An 18857-nucleotide genomic window follows, 5' to 3' on the forward strand; every position below is an offset into this window, starting at 1 on the left:
TGTGTCTTCTTCCCTATCCGCCATCATACTTGCAGCCGGAAAAGGTACCCGGATGAAATCCGATCTTCCCAAGGTCTTGCATAAAGTATTGGGAAAAACGATGATATCCCGGGTTATTGATCAGGCAAAACAGGCAGGTGCCCAAAAAATCGTGGTGGTTGTGGGATACAAGAAAGAGATGGTGATTGAGAGCCTTCAAGGTACAGATGTTCAATTCGCCGTCCAGGAGGAGCAACTGGGAACGGCCCATGCTGTTCAGCAATGTGAACCCTTTTTTCAAAATTGGAACGGTCATATTCTGGTTCTTTCAGGGGATGTTCCCCTTTTAACCGGAGAAACCCTTCAAAAACTGATTTCCCGCCATCAGGAAAACGACGCTGATGCCACCCTGCTTACTGCCGAATTGGAAAATCCCCATGGATACGGCAGGATCCTCCGTAATGCAGATGATACACTGAAAGACATTGTGGAAGAAAAAGATGCAGATGAAGAAATCCGAAAAATAAAAGAAATTAATTCAGGGATTTATATCTTTAAAAAAGAGCTGCTTTTTTCGTATCTTAAACATGTCGATAATAAAAATGCACAGGGTGAATACTATCTGCCTGACGTACTGCCCCTGATGGTCCGGGATAATCGGAAAATATATCTTCAGAAGGCGGAACAATCCGAAGAAATTCAGGGTGTGAATACCGTCGAGCAGCTGAAACTGGCTGAAGAAAAACTGAAGAGGATCGTATGAAACGCCCATATATTGGTCTGTTGTTCTTGTTATGGCTGAGTCTTTCAGGACTTCAGGCTGAGTCGTTGATATTTGAAAAACCTTCATTTCCGGAGAGCGGGAATATCGGACTCCGGCTTAGAGATTCCCGTGAAACGGCATCTTTTCTGGATCTGAGGAAATTACAGATGCGTCACTCTTTTTCCATGTCGGTGGGGTCGTCAGCTTTGGGCTCTCAATCCATCATGGCTTATCAGAATCAATTCATGTTCCCTGTCAATGCCAAACTGAGTTTTTACGGTAATCTGATACTCATGCAACAGGCGTATGCCTCAAATCCAGCCATGGAGCGCCTGGGTCAGGGGATGAACTCGATCTACTATGATGCCAACATGGAATATAAATTTTCCGATAAAACCCGTCTGGTTTTAGGAATCAGCAATATACCTACCTATTCATATCCATGGACAGCCAATCCGTACACGACAAACAGGATATTTGATTTATGGCCGTAAAACGCGTTCGCCGGAAAAAAACGAAAACGACAAAGCAAAAGAAGAATCAGGAGACAGCATCACCTCTTTTAAACGGAATCATTGTCGGTCTGACACTTGTGATACTGGTCTTCCTTTATTCCATCATTCAAAAACAGCAACCGGTTCCCCGGGAGACGGATTTGGCAGCGACAAGCCTGGATAATATTCCGTCCGCCGTCCTCAGCTATCAGGAGAAAATGAAGGAAGAGGTGAATCTCCGCGTGGAAGTGCTGAACGGATGCGGGGTATCCGGCCTGGCGGCACGAACCAAGCTATTGCTTACCCGAAAGGGTGTGGATGTCATCAGTACAGGTAACGCGCCCCATCACAACTATCAGCGGACACAGATATATATCCATGGGGATAATTTTGAAAAAGCAGAAAAAATCAAAGAGATGATGGGTATTACCACTGATCCTCTTGTAGACGAATATTCATCCGATGTCCCCTGCGATATGACCATAATATTAGGTCATGACTACACGGAACTAAGCATTTTTTAACAGGGAGTTCTTTTTGAAGGAAAAGAAAATATCGGAAGAGAAAACGTATACATCTCATGATATTGCCCACCTTATCAGTCAGGCGGCAGATTCAAAAAAAGCGGAAAACATCACCATTCTGGATATGAAAAAAGTAGCCGGTTTTACCGATTACTTTGTGATTTGCCATGGGACCAGTGAGGTTCAGGTCAAGGCCATCGCGGATGCCATTGAAGAGGAACTATTAAAACATAAGATCAAATACTGGCACCGTGAAGGATATGAGAACCGGAAATGGATCCTCCTGGATTATATTGATGTAGTCTGCCATGTTTTCAACCAGTCCCAGAGACATTACTACAATCTGGAAAAGCTCTGGGCTGATGCCGATGTAGAAAAAATAGAGAGCTGAACCATGTTACAGTATATTCAATCCCTGATTTCCGAAGTTCTTCGGAAGCGCTCCATTGAAATCCCGGATTTCACAGTGGAACATCCCAAAAATCCTGATTTCGGCGATATCAGTACAAATGTAGCCATGAAACTGGCCGGGGTATTAAAAAGGAATCCTTTGAAAATTGCAGAAGAGATCCAGGAGGATCTTCTGACCCGCCATGATTCTCTGATACAGAAAATTGAATGTGTCCGCCCTGGCTTCATTAATTTTGTCATTTCCGACCATTACTATCAGTCACTTGTGGAAAAACTGATCAAAGAAGACAAAGATTTCATGAAGCCGGATCAAGAAGGCAAGAAGGTTCAGATTGAATTTGTCAGTGCCAATCCCACCGGTCCGCTTACAATCGGACACGGTCGCCAGGCGGTATTGGGTGATACCATCGCCCGGATTTTGGAGTGGTACGGGAATAAGGTCACCCGGGAATATTATTTCAACAATGCCGGCCGGCAAATGCAAAGACTGGGTGAATCGGTGTACGCCCGGTGCAAACAGGTGCTGGGAGAAGATTATCCCATCCCGGAAGGGGGATACGAGGGAGAATATATCCGGGATATCGCCTCGGACTATCTGAAGGAACGGGGAGGTATCCTCCCGGAGAATCCACTGGACAGGGATCTGATTGATTTTGCGTCGGACCGGATTTTTAAAATGATCCGGGAAACCCTTGAAAGACTGGGAGTCCATCACGACATTTTCACCAACGAAAAAGATTTATATACATCCGGTAAAATTGATGAAGTCCTCTCCCTTTTACGGGAAAAAGAGTATTTATACGACAAAGAAGGAGCGGTATGGTTCAGGGCGACCCGTTTTGGGGCTGAAAAAGACCGTGTATTTGTGAAAAGTTCAGGAGAACCCACCTACCGGCTTCCGGACATCGCCTATCACCGGGATAAACTTTCACGGGGATTTGATTTGATTATCGATATATTCGGAGCCGATCATCATGCCACCTATCCGGATGTCAAGTCAGGGTTGGAAGCCATGGGATATGATACATCCAATATAGTGGTTCTGCTTCATCAATTTGTGACCCTGACCCGGAATGGTGAAAAAGTGAAGATGTCTACCCGTAAAGCCAATTTTGTCACCCTGGATGAACTTATGGATCTGGCAGGTGCTGATGTGGTCCGGTATTTTTACATTATGCGCACCATGGATGCCCATTTGAATTTTGATATTGAACTGGCACAAAAAGAGAGTGATGAAAACCCTGTTTTTTATTTACAGTATGCCCATGCCCGGATGAACAACATATTAAAACACAGTGTTGATAAGGGCATTGATTCATATCTGGAGGGGAATATTCAGTTGCTCAATGAACCTGAGACCCTGGATGTTTTGAAAGTCGTCGCCGAATTCGGTGAAGTGATGGAATTGTGCCGGAGGACCCTGGAGCCAATGCATTTGACGTCCTATTTACAAAAGCTGGCGACGGCATTTCATAAATTTTACGCCACGCACCGAGTCGTTACAGAAGATTTACCTCTTTCCAGGGCCCGATTAAAAATGGTCCATGCCGTAAAAACCCTTATGGCAGAAGGACTGGGAATTTTGGGAGTTACAGCCCCGGAACACATGTAGATTAGCGCATGGCACGGACAGCTTCCACTGCCAGATCCACCTGATCCGTCGAAATAATATCTGCTCCGTTTTGAAATAATTCCATATATACCCGGGAACCCTCTTTCAGGGCTTTATGATCCAGATTATGCATGGTACCTAAAATGCAGTAGCGGTTTTCATCATGGAGCATTGTATAGACCCGGGGATCCGGTTCGGAAACTCCGACAAAGACCTGTAGATTTTCCATGGGGATTTCATGGGATTTCAGCAACTCCACCGATTCCACAGATCCCGCTGATGCTGAAATCATCAGTTCCGGTTCCAGGTGGAAATATTGCATCATCCTTTCAAAATTATACACGATTACAACGGTAAAAGGCAGGGCCTGGGCTTCCCTGATTTCTGCCATAACCAGGGAAGGTTCCACCGGTTCCTTGATATCCAGATGGAGGATTCCTTTATCCCGGGCCCAGGCAAAGGCCTCCTGAAGGGTTGGGATTTCATCACCTACAGGATTTTTTTGTTCATCCACAAGCTCAAGGCGTTTCAATTCTTCCAGGGTGTAATCGGATATATCTCCTATTCCCGTCGTCGTGCGGTCCAGTGTCCGGTCATGCATCAGCACCAGGTATCCGTCTTTACTCTGCCGTACATCACATTCAATAATAGACGCACCGGCATCTATAGAGCGCTGAAAAGTGCGTATGGCGTTTTCTGCATAACCCGGGACAGGACCTCCACGGTGTGCACTCACCAGCGGGAGACGATTGGGATTCCAACGGAAATATGTCCTGAGTTCTTTTGCACTATCAAAACCGGCAGGGCGTTCAGACCGGTCCTTCGTATCACATCCCTGAAAAGCAAACAGAACGAGGAGTGAAAAAAGTAAAAACCATTTAATGTGTTTCATAATGGCACCTTTATACTGTCTTTTGATAAAAAAAGTAAAATGATATCTGTCCCTTTGTCCTTCCTTCTCTGGATTTTCATCCCTCCCCCGTACAACTCAACATATTGACGGACCCAGTAAAGTCCAATACCTCTGAATTTGGACACATCCGGATGGAGATATGCATCGAGGATCTGGAATCGTTCCTCCTCTTTCATTCCTTTTCCATTATCTGAAATCATAACCTGTACATATTCTTTACTCCGGCGGATCTGAATGAAAATTTTATCGGCATTCCCATGGACAATGGCATTTCGTATGAGATGATCAAAAATGAATATTGCGGATTGATCAGCAAAAGCAATGCCACTGCCATGAATCTCGATCGTGGTTTCAGGATAATCCAAAGCAGCGGTTTGGGCCAGTTCATGGAGGTTGACAAACCACTCTCCGTTTTCAGGTGTAAGGGTATCCTGTAACGCCCGGACTTTATCGATCATCTCAAGACTGCTGAGAATATCCTGGTTCATTGTTTTCCATTCCTGATAGACACGATCAGAGTCTGGAATCAGGGAGATATTCCGAAGTCCTGAAGCCAGTCTTTCAATTTCTTCACTCAAAAGAAAAAGGAATCTCTTTAAGTAATTCTGATAGACCAGCAATTTGTTTTCATAAAACTTCCGATAACCAACATCTGAAAAGACGGCTAAACCAAAATCCAGTTGATTTTGTTCATCCCGAAAGGACCTGAATAGCATCACGGTTTTTAACAGAGAGCCATTTTTTCGATACAAACGTATCTCCAGGTTATAATCCCGGATGGCACCGTCCAGAACATTTTGAAACAATTCCTTTTCTATGGCAAGGTCCTGTGGATGACAAATCTTTTCCCATTCAAAACCGGTCAGTTCAGACACATGATATCCCAGCATCTCTGACAAAACCCTGTTTACCTGAATCCATTTCCTTCCCGGAGAAATCCGTGCTATACCTGCCAGATTCAAATTGAAAAGCCAGTTGTACTGTTCATCAATCTGTTCCAGCTTCAGTTGTGTTTCTTCAAGTTCCCGGAGTTTATTCTCGGCTTCTTCTTTTTCACGGATCACAGCATTAGAGTAAGTATGAATGATGGCATCTCTTTTTTTCAATTCTTCATAAGACTGGCGAATTTTCCGGGTTGCAATGCCAAGTCGCCAGGCAAGGATGATACCGACAAACAGAAGAATAGTAATCCCGGCAAGGGAAATCTGCTGGATATTGATTTGCCTGGACTGATCGCTGATAAGTTTTTCCCTGCGCCTGATTTCACTTTGTTTCTTCAGATCTTCAATTCTTCGTATCCGCGCCTGGGACAACACCGAATCTTTTAATGCGCTGTGCTGTTTATACACATCAAGGGCTTTATCCATTTCACCCTTTGCTTCATAAACAGCGCTGATTGCCTTCAGAATGGCTACCCGTCCCCGTTCACTCCGCAACTCTTTTGCCAGGTCAAGCGACTGGTAAAAATAGTCAAGGGCCTGATCGATATCTCCGGCTGTAAAACAGGTTAATCCCAGATTAAACAACGAAGAAGAAACTCCCTGCCTATGGCCGATTTCCTGACGAATTTCAAGGGATTTTCGGTTCATTTCCAATGCATCCCCGAAACGTCCCAGATTTCGGTAGATCACAGCCAGATTCTCATAACTTTCACTCATACCGAAGCGGGAACCGATCCTTTCCCGGATTTCAAGGGATTTAAGGACTTCAGCCTCCGCCGATTTAAAATCTTTTTGACCAATATAGTTAATTGCCAGATGCTCATGCACCAGCGCCTGTCCCGGCAAATAACCGGTTTTCCTGAAAATATCCATGGCGGAAAGGCAGTAATCCAAACCACGGTGATAACTGTCAAAAATATATTCCAGAATCCCCAAATGTGTCAGAGCCATCGCCATGGCATTCGGTCTTTGATACTGTTGGGCGTAATCCAGGGCTTTCAGCATATAGTCTGTGGCATCATCAAACTCGCTTAAATAGCTGTGGGTTCTTCCCAAATAAACCATGGGTTCCGGTAATAAATTGGGAGTTTCATAGTGTACACACAAGTTGATGGCATCATGAAAATAGTACTTGGCCGAATCATAAACCCCCAGCCAATGATAAGCCTGTCCCAATAATGTACGTGTCCTGACGACTGTTTCCTCATCAGCCAGGTCCTTTTCCAGCTTAATAGCCTGGAGAAGATGCGATTTCACATCCGAAAAATTTCCGACGAGCAGGTGATAATCAGCCAGAGCCACAAGAAACCGGTTATGGAGGCTGCTACATCTTTTTACTTTTTCTGAATGAATCTCGATGTCCCACCATGCATAAGCATCCTGAAATTGATTTTTTTTATAAGCAGCCTTTCCAAGATAATAGCGACTTTCCAAATAATTGCAATAATAGGATGGGCTATTCTCCGTCAGTTCCAGGGCATGATCAAAATAATGTACCGCCCGGTCCAGATTATTTTGTTCCAGATAGATGCGGCCCATAATGATAAGCGCCATGTGCATATCACTGGTATCTTTCAAAGCCCTGCCGGCCAGAAAAAGCTGATGTGCTTCCTGGAAAGCCATTTCCGGAAATTTTCGGAGATTTTTTAAATTGGTTTTGGATTCAGGTTTTTGGGGATTTTCCTGAGCATACAAAAAACCTTCCTGCGCCAGGAGAAACGGTAATAAGAGGGCCAGGGCATAAAGGAAAAATTTGTGTTTAGTCATTGTGCCGTCTCCACGGTGAATGATAAGGATAAAATGGGGAATGAGGCAAGCTTTTAGCGTAAACAGCTTCAGATATCCCCCCTTTGAATGCATGGAAAAGACATGTAAATTTGCAAAAAAGTTCAGGAGACATCGTATGGATTGGGAGATTGTGATTGGTTTGGAAGTACATGTCCAATTAAATACACTTTCAAAGGCTTTCTGCAGCTGTAAAACAACATACGGAGCTCCACCAAATACACAAACCTGTCCGGTATGTCTGGGATATCCGGGTGCATTACCTGTTTTAAACCGGGAACTTGTCACGTCTGCCGTGAAGGCAGGATTAGCGACTCATTGTAAAATTCGAAAGAGAAGCGGATTTGCCCGGAAGAACTATTTTTACCCCGATTTACCTAAGGGTTACCAGATTTCTCAATATGACGATCCAATTTGTTATGACGGATATATTGAAGTCCCAACTGAATCAGGAAACAAGAAAATCGGTCTGATCCGCATACACATGGAGGAGGATGCTGGAAAATCCATGCATGGTATGGATGGGACCCTGATAGACCTGAACCGTTGTGGAATTCCCCTTTTGGAAATCGTCAGCAGGCCGGATATCCGGAGTCCCCAGGAGGCATACAGTTATCTGACCACTTTAAAGCAGCTTATTCGTTACATCGGAATTTCAGACTGCAACATGGAAGAGGGTTCATTGCGTTGTGACGCCAATCTGTCAGTTATGCCCAGGGGAAGCAACAAGTTTGGGACACGCACGGAACTGAAAAACATGAATTCTTTCCGGGGAGTGGAAAAGGCTCTGACCTATGAGGCAAAGCGCCAGATTGAAGTCTTGGAATCCGGCGGCACAGTGGTTCAGGAAACCCTTTTATGGAATGAACAATCACAGACAGCAGAACCCATGCGCTCCAAGGAGGAGAGTCACGACTACCGCTATTTCCCTGAGCCGGATTTGGTAGATGTCCAATTGACAGATACCATGATCGATGACATTAAAAAATCCATGCCGGAATTGCCCGGAGAACGTCTTCAGCGGTTTATCCGGCAATACAAACTCTCAGAAGAGGATGGATTGGTCTTGACATCGGAGCGTGACATTGCCGATTATTTTGAAGAAGCCGTCCATGACTTTCCGGACACAGCGCTGATGAATCACTGGGTACGGGGTGAAATTCTTCGGATATTGAAAGAAAAACAACTCCCTATTGATCAATCGCCCATTTCACCTGGCCGGTTAAAAGAACTTCTCACCTATCTGATACAAAAAAAAATCACCCCTCAAACAGCCAAAACCGTCCTTGATGCCATGGCAGAAACAGGGGAAACAGCCGGAAAAATCATAGAAAAAAAGGGTCTCATGAGCATCTCTTCACTGGACGAACTGGACTCATTAATCCGGGATATTCTTCAAAAACACCCGGCAGAATTGGAGAAGTACCGTCAGGGGAAAACTCAGCTCTTTGGTTTTTTTATGGGACAGGTTATGAAAGCCACAAAAGGACGGGCAGATCAGAAAGTAACCCGGCAGATACTTGATAAATATTTGAATACATAAAGGAGTGAGGGGATGTTACTAGCCATTGATACGGGGAATACCCAAACGGTTTTGGGATTAATCCGGGATGGTGAGATCATCCGGTCATGGCGAATTACATCTGACGGGACCCGGACAGAAGATGAACTCTGGGTGTATGTCCGCTTACTGTGCCATGATGCCGGAATATCCATTCCGGATATTAAGCGTACCGTCATCAGTTCAGTTGTTCCCCAAATGAATGCCGGTCTTCGGGATATGAGTCGTGAATATTTAAATACAGATCCTCTGTTTGTCACCCCCTCCCTGCCTTTCAGGCATAATTTTCTGGAAGGGCGGTTTCAAACACTGGGGGCAGACCGTATTTGCAATATGTATGCAGGGTTGACGGCCTATCCCCTGCCACAGATTATCATCGATTTCGGAACCGCCACAACGGTTGACGTCCTGGGTTCTGATGGGAAATACCTGGGAGGCAGTATCGCCCCGGGGATCCGGACATCTTCAGCCAATTTGTTCAGAGCTGCTGCCCAACTCCATGGAATTTCCATGGAATTCCCGGAGCATGTCATCGGTACCGATACATCTTCTCAGCTCCGTTCAGGTATTCTTTGGGGAGCCGTGGATCAGACAGATGGGATGGTGCGGAGAATCATCCGGGAAACAGGACTTACTTTTTCAACTATTCTTTCAACCGGTGGTTTGGTCGAAATGGTGTCATCCCGGTCCGAAACCATAACAAAAACCATTCCCGACCTGACATTAAAAGGTCTCACTGCCATTGCGGATGAATTTATTCCGGAATCTTAAATCATGAATACTTTTCTTATCTCAGTTGATAAAGATCGGTGTACATCCTGTGCCATTTGTGTAGATGTGTGTCCGGCCGGTGTTCTGACACTGCGTGAGGGTATACCCACAGCCCGTCATCCCGGTTCCTGTATTTTTTGTGGTCACTGTACCGCTGTTTGTCCAGAAGATGCATTGACACACAGGGGCGAGGAAACCGGAAAATTTATCCTAAAAATACCGGAGCCGGACAACCCGGAAGATCTGTACGCCACACGTCGTTCCATCCGTCATTACACATCCCAAAAAGTGGAGCCTGACGTCCTTCAAAAGTTGATGTATCTGGCAGAAACCGCACCCAGTGGGCACAATGCACGCAAGCGTCAGTATCACATCGTGGATTCAAAAGCTGCCATTGACAAAGTAGAAGCAATAACAACCCAACGGTACCGGCGGCTTGCAGCTCTTATAAATCCAGTCGTGACAGGTTTCTTGTCTGTTGTAGCTCCCCGGAAAGCACGTTCATTGCTCAAAGACCGGGAGGCATTAAAACGTCTTGTGTCTGCATCGGAACGGGGACACCATCCTTTTTTTCGGGGTGCTCCCTGTGCAATTTTTATATCTGCTCCTAAGACACAAAGAACCGGCCGGGAGGATTGTACCGCCGCCCAACAAATTCTTATTTTGAATGCCCACCGGTTGGGACTCGGAACCTGTATCATCGGATTTGCCTTATATGCCCATAAGGAATTGGAAAAATTTTTAAACCTTCCCAAAAACCGTCGTATTTATGCCGTTACTGTTTTGGGATATCCAAAATACAATTATCGGAAGGCGATATATCGGGGCGATGGAGCGATGGAGCGAAGGGATTGGGAGGATTGATTCGATTGAATAGATTGATTTGATTGGGAGATTGGCACATCGCTGCGTTCAGTATTCAAACGCCTTCGGCGATCAAAAATTCAAGCGGCACTTCGTGCCGTTCAATTGCTTCACTACGTTCAGCATTTAAGCACTGTTTCGCAGTGTTCAAAAAAGAAGTCACCTATTGAATCCGCATATCTGGGATTGAAGATCGAACGCAGTGAGATCCTTAAACGCTGCGTAGCAGCGTTTGAAAGCCGCGTAGCGGCAATTATGAATTCAAGCGGCACTTCGTGCCGTTCAATTGCTTCGCTGTGCTCAGCATTCCAGCACTGCTTCGCAGTGTTCAAAAAAGAAGTCCAGTCACCTATTGAAATCCGCCTAGCCGGGATTGAAGATCGAACGAAGTGAGATCCTTGAACGCTGCGCAGCAGCGTTTGAAAGCCGCCTAGCGGCTATTAAACCCATGAACTCATGAGCCCTTGAGCCCCTGAACCAACTATCAGGAGCGAAGCGTCGCTATCTTCCAACTTCCAGCTTCTAACTTCTTTAATAGAATTGGCAATTAATTTGATTTAGCACCAGGATTATACGAGAGATGGAATATATGATTTCGATTAGGTAGCGCCCCCCACCCCGGGGGTAAGATACACCAGAATCCGACAGAAGTCAAGATAATATTGTTAATCGTATATATGTATTAGTCAATCATTCAATAAATTGAAACCCGGAGTTGCTCTATTAATCCGGGACGTCTGTAAGACTGCGGGCGGACGTTTTATCAACAGGCACTTACTGAATAGACTTCGCCTGTGGCAGGGACATATCGAAATGCTCACATCACATAATGCAGATTACTTTCATAATCAATCAAGACTGCCTAATATATTAAATATAATATAATCTTGCTTTTAACCGGGTTCGGTTTTATTTTGTCCCCGGGGGCGTATAAACATAGAGATCATCCTATATAGTAAAAAAATAGAACTATCTAAAAACCCACAACCCGCAACCCGCAACCCACAACCCACAACCCGCAACCCACAACCCACAACCCGCAACCCCCAACCCACCACTCATAACCCCTTAAAGCGTTCCACAAATTCCCTCACAGGAGGTCTTAATTGACTATAATCCAAATTATTCCGGTGAATGGCATTTGCAATGATTGTCAATTGTTCTTCGACGGGAATTTTACGGTTTATCACGATAACCGAATCCTCCCGGATGCGACAATATCCCCCTTTTACTGTCCCGACGGCTTTTTCAAGCTCAATACCCAGGGTATTCAAATATTTTTCCAGTTCTTCCAGGATTTTTTGTGATTTCATCAGAGCAGATCTTCCTTTCCAACAACCGGCAGGGCATCCACAATGCCTTTTATGGATTCTGATTCATCCCTGGGGATAAGCAAAATCACACCTTTATCGGCAATTACGATGAGGTTATGAACATTACGGGCAAATACCTGTGCTTCGGAGGAATAGATATAATTCCCGGAGGATTCCAGCAGATAGCCATCTCCCCGGAGAACATTCCCATATTTATCCTTCTTTTCCAGGCTATAGACCGCATCCCAACTTCCCACATCGCTCCAGCCGAATTTTCCTCGGACCACTTTCACATGTTTGGCATTTTCCATTACACCATAGTCAATGGAGACAGGTTTTATGGTTCTCCAAAGTTTTTGGAGGGTTTTATCATACTCTTCCGTATCCATTGAGTTTGTAAGGGTGTCGATTATTTCATAGAGCTCGGGCAGATATTTTTCAATCTCCTTTAGAATCACATCCGCCCGCCATATAAACATCCCGCTGTTCCAGAGGAATTCTCCGGAGCTTAAAAACCGTTTGGCTGTTTCAAGATTTGGTTTTTCGGCAAAGGTTTTTGATTTATACACCAGGGTGCTGTCCGGGAGCGGTTCTTTTTCCACCTGGATGTAACCATAACCGGTTGCCGGGCGTGTGGGCTCAATCCCAAAGGTTATAAGGACATTCTTTTCCGCAGCAATCCGTACCCCCTCATTCAGGCAGGCAATAAAATCTTTTTCATCCTGGATTAAATGATCCGCCGGAAAAAGTCCCATCACTGCCTCCGGATCTCTTTTCTTTAGGATCGCTGCTGCCAGGGCGATGGCCGGAGCTGTATTTTTTCCTGACGGCTCTATAATAAAGTTTTCCCAGGACAAGTTCGGATTCTGTGCCAGGATCATCTCTGCCTGGTGGTAGTTTGTAATGATGTAGAGCCGCTCAAGAGGTGAAACTTTTAAAAGGCGTTTTATAGTAAGATTAATCATCGACTCATCGCCGATGATATCCAGCAATTGTTTTGGGCTGTCTTTCCGGCTCCGTGGCCAAAAACGTTTTCCCACTCCTCCGGCCATTATAACACTGAAATAATGTTCATTCATCACGCTTCATCTCCTGTCTGATTTAAACAGACATTTTTATAAAGGTATCATTCATTCATCTTCAAAATGTAAATCCATTTCTGTATCCCAACGGGCCCGGATTTGTATTTCTTCCACCAACGGCCTGGCTATTTCGGGGGCTTTATACGGCCACAACCATCCGTGATCCTGCCGGTTGTTATGGTTCCTGTCCGGATAATACCATAAACTATACTCACCTGCAAATACATTCTCAAAAATACATGTACCCGGTGTAGTAATGACCTTTTTATACCGCCCATTTTTACCTGTAAGGATAAATCCCACCTGTTTATCCGGCATGTCCGGGACTCGACATATAAAACGTCCCGAGTCACTCTCCGCAATATACCGGACCGTTACGGTATCAGTCCATTTTAAAATGGTGGGATAAGCTTCAGGAAGAGGTACCGTGACAGCAAGCCGGCCATTGAAATCTTTTCCTTTCCAACTGTCATCCGGTTCAAAGTGCCCCGGCAATAAGGCATGCATCTTCCGTCTGGATGTGTCTCCGGAAGAAAATGCCGTTACCATAAGGGTATCCAGGTCAACTGGCGGCTCGAGAACCAGACAATTGTCCTGCCAACGCACGCGTCCCAGTGTGTCAGTAAAGGTCTGAACCGCTAGTGTATCCGAAAAAGGACCGGCTGAAACTCCCAGGGTATCGGATAAAAGATTAATATGAAAACGGTACAACGAATCGGTAATCATCCGATGATAAAGGCGGATATCTTTTCCTAGTATTTGAAACGTATCCACTGGAAAATCATTGATGACAAAAGCACTCTTCATCGTTTGAGATGAGGGTACTTTGGTAAATTTCAATTCGGTGACGGAAGGATAGAGATTTTTACCGGAAATATATTTCATGGGAATAAAATTTCCCCGGACAACCGCTAAATCGATACGATGTTTGGCAGAGTCTTTCATTGCCACAAGCAGGCTTTCCGGTAAAACGAGGTCATCAAAACCCGGGGAATATGATTTGCTCTGATCATGATCCACAATACCGGATAAGGTATACAATCCCGTTGGAACCGCCTGAAACCGGTAAAATCCTTCGTGATCCGTCTCCGTGAGATAGCTCAGGTGGTTGAACAGGGAATCAGGACGCCATTCACCGGTTGCCAGTCCTATCAGAATCCGGTCTTTCTTTCCAAAATTCGGCACCTGACCTGAGATTTCTCCTTCCGGGATTTCTTCACCGGTAGTAAACGTGTAAAAAATTCCTTCCTCCAGGTGATTACCCCGAAGATCCTGGATACTTCGATTAAAAACAAGTGTATACACTGTACTGTCTTCCCAATGATCCACGGGGATTACCCGGACCCGGTTCCGGCGGATTTTCATACGGGTTTCTGTCTTATTCAGGGGAAAAAGCATGAAACTGGTTCGAACCGACGCGGGACTCAGGTTTTCTGAGAATGTCAGGGTAATGGACTGATTTGCAGGAACCTGTGTAGATTCCCACGAAGGCTCCACAGAGATGAGCTCCGGCGGGGTTTTATCTTCGGGGCCCCCACCCGGAGGTGCCTGGGCTGCACATCCTGCAAGAATCCATAAGGCAATGCCGAAGAATATATATTTACGCATAACGGTAATCCTTCAGATCATAGGGGATGGGAAGATTCCAGCAGATGCTTTCTTTTGAGATACGGCAGGTATGGGCAGCAAGTTTTACACCGGATTGGATCGCGTTTTGCAAAGAAGATGAAAAATCAGGATCCCGTAGCCAATGGGGAGTCAATAACCGGGAATCCTGCCGTTGAACCACAAAGAAAACCCATGTTTCAATACCCTTCTTAACCAATTTTTCAAGTAATTCGACATGGGATTTCCCCCTGGATGTCACTGCATCGGGAAAACGGGCAATTCCATCCCCTTCCACCAGGGTCACACTCTTCACTTCCATAAAAACCTGTTTCCCTGAAGATGTTTTGAGTTCAAAATCCAGGCGGTGGTTTTCCACCGGAACTTCACTTCGGACGAGGGAATAGTCTTGAAATCCCGGAAGACAGTGATTTTGAAGGCTCTGTAAAACCAGCAAGTTGGGATAGCGTGTATTGATAGATACATAACCTGTAGGGGTATTTACCAGGTGAACAGTGTATTGTGTTTTTTTACCTATACGGGGTGTATGCTCAATCAGGAGTTCTACACCCGGTATCAGAAGTTCCTTCAACCTCCCCGGATCAGGTAAATGGGCATCTATCGTTTTCCCATTCACATTGCAGCGGATTAAAAAACGGTTTGGACGTTCGATAAAACGAGCTTCAAAAAGGGGTGGCAGGTGCACTCGGCAGGCAGAATCTGTCATTCTTTTTTTCCAACCGGTGCCATATACATCACAAATTCCTCTATGCCATCCACACCGACCAAATCATCAATTTTATGCTGATGATAAGCCCCGATGGCACACGTACCACATCCGATAGATTCGGCTGCCAGATAGAGATTCTGACAAATATGACCGGAATCCTGGGCAATCAGTTTAGGGCTTACAGGACCAAAACGCCATTCTGTCCGGTAAGGTATAGCTGTCCAAATGAAAAGGACCGGAGCCTTGGCACAAAAATCCTTACCAAGACAAGCCTCCTTCACCAGTTCAACATGATTGGGGATGGGTCTGAGGTAACACATATCATGATTCAAAGGCTGGTACAGATAGAGTCCGGGAGTCAGTCCATCCACATCCCGGACCGCCAGGTATGTTTCGAGGGGATGCCGGCAGCCCCCGGAAGGAACCATTCTAAAAGCCGATTCACCTTCTTTCCGTATTCCCCTGAATCCGGCAGTAGCCCACAGGAGGAAAGATAATTCTTCCAGAGTAAGGGATAGATCACTGAAAAGTCTTCTGCTGGCCCTTCGATAAATGACATCCCGTAATGGCATGGTACCCAAATCTAAAAGTTCCACCGGCGGCAAATTGACGCACTGTGTGACATCGGCCGTAGGCTTTTGCAACGGGGGTGCTGGTTCACCTTTACCTTTCGGAGTTTTCGACCAATCCGGATTTTCCCAACCATCTGCCCGTAGCCATTGATACATTTTCTTCAATTTTTTCATCGGTCACATCTCTTTATGGGCTTTATATCTATACAGCAGCAATTTAACCAATTTAAGTCATTTTAGAAACCCCCGGTTGGATCAGGACTTCCGTCTCCGTTCCCGTGAAGCTGCGTTTTTCGCACTGTGGTCTTCCTCCATGGGATATGTTTGACAAAAATTTTCATAAAATTTAGAAAATCTCCCCTCCTGAATAGACTGCCGGGCTTCCCGGACCAGTTGAAGAAAAAAAGTGATATTATGGAGGGAATTTAGTCGAAGTCCGGTAATTTCTCCGGTTTTGTACAGGTGGTGCAAATAAGCCTTACTGTGATTTTGGCATGCAGGACAAGGACATTCCGGATCAAGGGGAGAAAAATCCTTGCTGAACTCAGCCCGTTTGATATTGATTTTCCCTCTTCGGGTATAGAGTGTGCCGTTCCGGGCGTTTCGTGTGGGTAACACACAATCCATCATGTCCACTCCCCGGGCAATGGAATGGATGATATCCTCCGGTTTTCCCACACCCATGAGATAACGCGGCTTTTCTGCAGGTAACTGCTGACAGACTTTTCCCGTCAACTCATACATGATGGCCTTGGGTTCACCGACAGCCAGGCCGCCTATGGCATAGCCGTCAAAATCCAGGTTCGTCAGATATGCGGCACTTTCCATCCTTAAATCTTCATATACCGAGCCTTGTACAATGGCAAACAGTGCCTGAGTGTGTCCCCATAGGGGATCTGTGGCATCAAAGGCTTCCCTGGATAGGCGTTCCCACCGGTGTGTTCGAGTCAGAGATTCCTTTGCAGTGGCATAATCACAGGGATAAGGTGTACACTCGTCAAAAACCATGACGATATCACTTCCCAGCATTCTTTGTATTTCCATGGATTTTTCCGGGGATAGTGTATGCAAACTGCCATCGATATGGGATCTGAAGGTCGTTACATCCCCCTCAATTTTACGCATGTGAGCAAGAGAAAAGACCTGGTAACCTCCGGAATCCGTCAGGATTGGACGATGCCAGTTCATAAATTTGTGGAGTCCGCCTCCTTCGCGGATCACATCCATACCGGGTCTGAGATACAGGTGATAGGTATTTCCCAGGATGATACTGGCGGAGGCGCTGATCAACTCTTCATTGGTCAGGGCTTTTACCGTTCCCCGGGTCCCCACAGGCATGAATACCGGTGTTTCAACAGGTCCATGATCTGTTTGAATAAGACCTGCTCTGGCAGCGTAGGCATTGCTTGTTTTGAGCAATTCAAATTTCAAAAAGGGATTTTCCTTTATTTTGGAAGTGTCTCGTGCTTATCCAAACAGGCGGCTTGTGAGGGATTGAATATCCCGGACATAGTTCAGGCGGATAGAAGGGTTCACATCTTTCAGAGCCTTATGAGATGCCCGGGGAAGATGAATTTCTTCAAAACCCATCCGTTCTGCTTCTATCACCCGCCGGGCAACATGACTGACACTCCGGATTTCGCCAGTGAGCCCTACTTCCCCCATAAAAACCGCTTTATAGGGGACTGTGACATTTTTCAGGCTACTGACAATTGCAATAAGGACCGGCAAATCCATGGCAGGTTCAGGAAATTTGAGCCCACCCACCACATTCACAAACACATCATGCATTCCGGCTGGGAGACCCAGTTGCCGTTCAGCCACTGCAAGCAACATGGAGAGCCGGCGGTTATCAATCCCGTTGGCATTTCTCTGGGGCGTTCCAAAAGTGGCTTTAGCCGTCAAAGCCTGCACCTCCACCAACAAAGGCCGGGTGCTTTCAAGTCCGCATGCTACCACTGAGCCTGATGCGCCTTCCCGTCGTTCACTGAGAAATATATCGCTGGGATTACCGACGGATTCGAGTCCGCTGCTTTTCATTTCAAAAATGCCTACTTCATTGGTACTTCCAAAACGGTTTTTCACGGAGCGGAGGATGCGAAAGAAATTATTCTGATCACCCTCCATATACAGGACTGTATCCACCAGATGCTCAAGCATTTTGGGTCCGGCAATCCCTCCCGTTTTGGTAATATGCCCGATAAGAAGAATGGTCATATTGAATTGTTTGCCAAAGCTCATGAGGGATGAAGCACATTCCCTGATTTGGGTGATGGATCCCGGCAGGGCTTCTGCATCCCGTGTATACAAGGTCTGTATGGAATCAAAAATCACAAAGCGGGGTTTCTGTTCGGCCAGTCCATTAAGAATGGCATTTAATTCTACATCGTTGCTCAACATAAAGCGGTCATTATCGATATTCAACCGCCGTGCTCTCAGTGCAAGTTGACGAATGGATTCTTCCCCACTGAAATACACGGACTGAAAACGGTGTTTTTTCACCAGCTCATTGAGCAATTGCAGGGCCAGGGTGGATTTTCCGATACCCGGATCTCCCCCCAGCAGAATAATACTACCTTCAAGAAAACCGCCTCCCAGAACCCTGTCCAGTTCCGGAATCCCTGTTGCATAACGCCGTGCATCTTCTCCGGTATTGATGAGATGGAAAGTGGATTTCCCGGCTTTGGATGTCCGTTTTTGAAGGGGAGAAACCGGTACAGAAACCTTCTCTTCCAGTGTATTCCATTCACCGCACTGTGGACACTGTCCCATCCATTTGGGAAATTCGGCTCCGCAGTTGGAGCAGATATAGATGATTTTATTCTTCTTCGGCATCTGTTCTCACTTATTTTCTGACATTTTTCACAAGACGTTTTCAAAAACTGATTTTATTTAGAAACGCCGTAATTTAAGGATTCAAAACTTCTTTTTTCCTTA

17 protein-coding genes are annotated in these 18857 nt (G+C 45.6%); 8 read left to right on the forward strand and 9 right to left on the reverse strand.

Annotation, left to right across the window (positions count from 1 at the left end):
• Position 1 precedes the first annotated feature (1 nt).
• From strainIA91_RS08525 to argS, 5 genes are read left to right on the forward strand one after another with little or no spacing between them, the layout of a single operon-like run.
• Positions 2-742, forward strand: a complete 741-nt coding sequence (locus strainIA91_RS08525) for a sugar phosphate nucleotidyltransferase (RefSeq protein WP_400166359.1) — start codon at positions 2-4, stop codon at positions 740-742.
• Positions 739-1236 carry a hypothetical protein gene (locus strainIA91_RS08530; RefSeq protein ID WP_400166360.1) on the forward strand — a complete coding sequence of 166 codons (498 nt, stop codon included), beginning with the start codon at positions 739-741 and terminating at the stop codon, positions 1234-1236. Before strainIA91_RS08525 ends, strainIA91_RS08530 begins: the two co-directional genes overlap by 4 nt.
• The gene (locus strainIA91_RS08535; RefSeq protein ID WP_400166361.1) at positions 1227-1760 is read left to right on the forward strand and encodes a LytR C-terminal domain-containing protein; all 534 of its coding nucleotides are present in this window, start codon (positions 1227-1229) and stop codon (positions 1758-1760) included. The genes strainIA91_RS08530 and strainIA91_RS08535 overlap by 10 nt, the downstream gene beginning before the upstream one ends.
• 13 nt (positions 1761-1773) lie before the next feature.
• Positions 1774-2151, forward strand: a complete 378-nt coding sequence (gene rsfS, locus strainIA91_RS08540) for a ribosome silencing factor (protein WP_400166362.1) — start codon at positions 1774-1776, stop codon at positions 2149-2151.
• Positions 2152-2154: 3 nt separating this feature from the next.
• A complete protein-coding gene (gene argS, locus strainIA91_RS08545; RefSeq protein ID WP_400166363.1) occupies positions 2155-3783 on the forward strand; it encodes an arginine--tRNA ligase in 1629 nt (542 codons plus the stop codon).
• Between the two features lies 1 nt (position 3784).
• Here argS and strainIA91_RS08550 read toward each other — a convergent pair whose 3' ends face one another.
• Both strainIA91_RS08550 and strainIA91_RS08555 read right to left on the reverse strand, forming a co-directional pair.
• Positions 3785-4675 carry a glycerophosphodiester phosphodiesterase family protein gene (locus strainIA91_RS08550; RefSeq protein ID WP_400166364.1) on the reverse strand — a complete coding sequence of 297 codons (891 nt, stop codon included), beginning with the start codon at positions 4673-4675 and terminating at the stop codon, positions 3785-3787.
• A complete protein-coding gene (locus strainIA91_RS08555) occupies positions 4672-7404 on the reverse strand; it encodes a tetratricopeptide repeat protein (protein WP_400166365.1) in 2733 nt (910 codons plus the stop codon). The genes strainIA91_RS08550 and strainIA91_RS08555 overlap by 4 nt, the downstream gene beginning before the upstream one ends.
• 136 nt (positions 7405-7540) lie before the next feature.
• On the opposite strand from strainIA91_RS08555, the gene gatB reads away from it, so the two are divergent.
• The 3 genes from gatB to strainIA91_RS08570 are packed head-to-tail and all read left to right on the forward strand — an operon-like array spanning position 7541 to position 10618.
• Entirely contained in the window at positions 7541-8965 is a 1425-nt protein-coding gene (gene gatB / locus strainIA91_RS08560; RefSeq protein WP_400166366.1) for an Asp-tRNA(Asn)/Glu-tRNA(Gln) amidotransferase subunit GatB, read from the forward strand.
• 12 nt (positions 8966-8977) lie between these two features.
• Positions 8978-9754 carry a type III pantothenate kinase gene (locus strainIA91_RS08565; RefSeq protein ID WP_400166367.1) on the forward strand — a complete coding sequence of 259 codons (777 nt, stop codon included), beginning with the start codon at positions 8978-8980 and terminating at the stop codon, positions 9752-9754.
• A 3-nt stretch (positions 9755-9757) separates the two neighbouring features.
• A complete protein-coding gene (locus strainIA91_RS08570; protein WP_400166368.1) occupies positions 9758-10618 on the forward strand; it encodes a nitroreductase family protein in 861 nt (286 codons plus the stop codon).
• A gap of 1058 nt (positions 10619-11676) precedes the next feature.
• On the opposite strand, the gene strainIA91_RS08575 is transcribed toward strainIA91_RS08570, so the two are convergent.
• The 7 genes from strainIA91_RS08575 to radA form a co-directional block, all read right to left on the reverse strand.
• Positions 11677-11931, reverse strand: a complete 255-nt coding sequence (locus strainIA91_RS08575; protein ID WP_400166369.1) for a hypothetical protein — start codon at positions 11929-11931, stop codon at positions 11677-11679.
• Entirely contained in the window at positions 11931-13010 is a 1080-nt protein-coding gene (locus tag strainIA91_RS08580; protein WP_400168251.1) for a mannose-1-phosphate guanylyltransferase, read from the reverse strand. The genes strainIA91_RS08575 and strainIA91_RS08580 overlap by 1 nt, the downstream gene beginning before the upstream one ends.
• A 51-nt stretch (positions 13011-13061) precedes the next feature.
• Positions 13062-14621 carry an Ig-like domain-containing protein gene (locus tag strainIA91_RS08585; protein WP_400166370.1) on the reverse strand — a complete coding sequence of 520 codons (1560 nt, stop codon included), beginning with the start codon at positions 14619-14621 and terminating at the stop codon, positions 13062-13064.
• Entirely contained in the window at positions 14614-15345 is a 732-nt protein-coding gene (gene sfsA, locus strainIA91_RS08590) for a DNA/RNA nuclease SfsA (RefSeq protein ID WP_400166371.1), read from the reverse strand. Before sfsA ends, strainIA91_RS08585 begins: the two co-directional genes overlap by 8 nt.
• Positions 15342-16094, reverse strand: coding sequence for a SagB/ThcOx family dehydrogenase (locus strainIA91_RS08595; protein ID WP_400166372.1), 753 nt, complete (start codon positions 16092-16094; stop codon positions 15342-15344). The genes sfsA and strainIA91_RS08595 overlap by 4 nt, the downstream gene beginning before the upstream one ends.
• A gap of 81 nt (positions 16095-16175) precedes the next feature.
• Positions 16176-17351 (reverse strand): tRNA guanosine(34) transglycosylase Tgt, encoded by a 1176-nt coding sequence (tgt, locus tag strainIA91_RS08600; protein ID WP_400166373.1) that lies wholly within the window; start codon positions 17349-17351, stop codon positions 16176-16178.
• Between the two features lie 36 nt (positions 17352-17387).
• A complete protein-coding gene (radA, locus tag strainIA91_RS08605; protein WP_400166374.1) occupies positions 17388-18755 on the reverse strand; it encodes a DNA repair protein RadA in 1368 nt (455 codons plus the stop codon).
• Between the last annotated feature and the right edge of the window lie 102 nt (positions 18756-18857).

The organism is Candidatus Neomarinimicrobiota bacterium (assembly GCA_041154365.1).
GTDB classification, from domain to species: Bacteria; Fidelibacterota; Fidelibacteria; order Fidelibacterales; family Fidelibacteraceae; genus Fidelibacter; species Fidelibacter multiformis.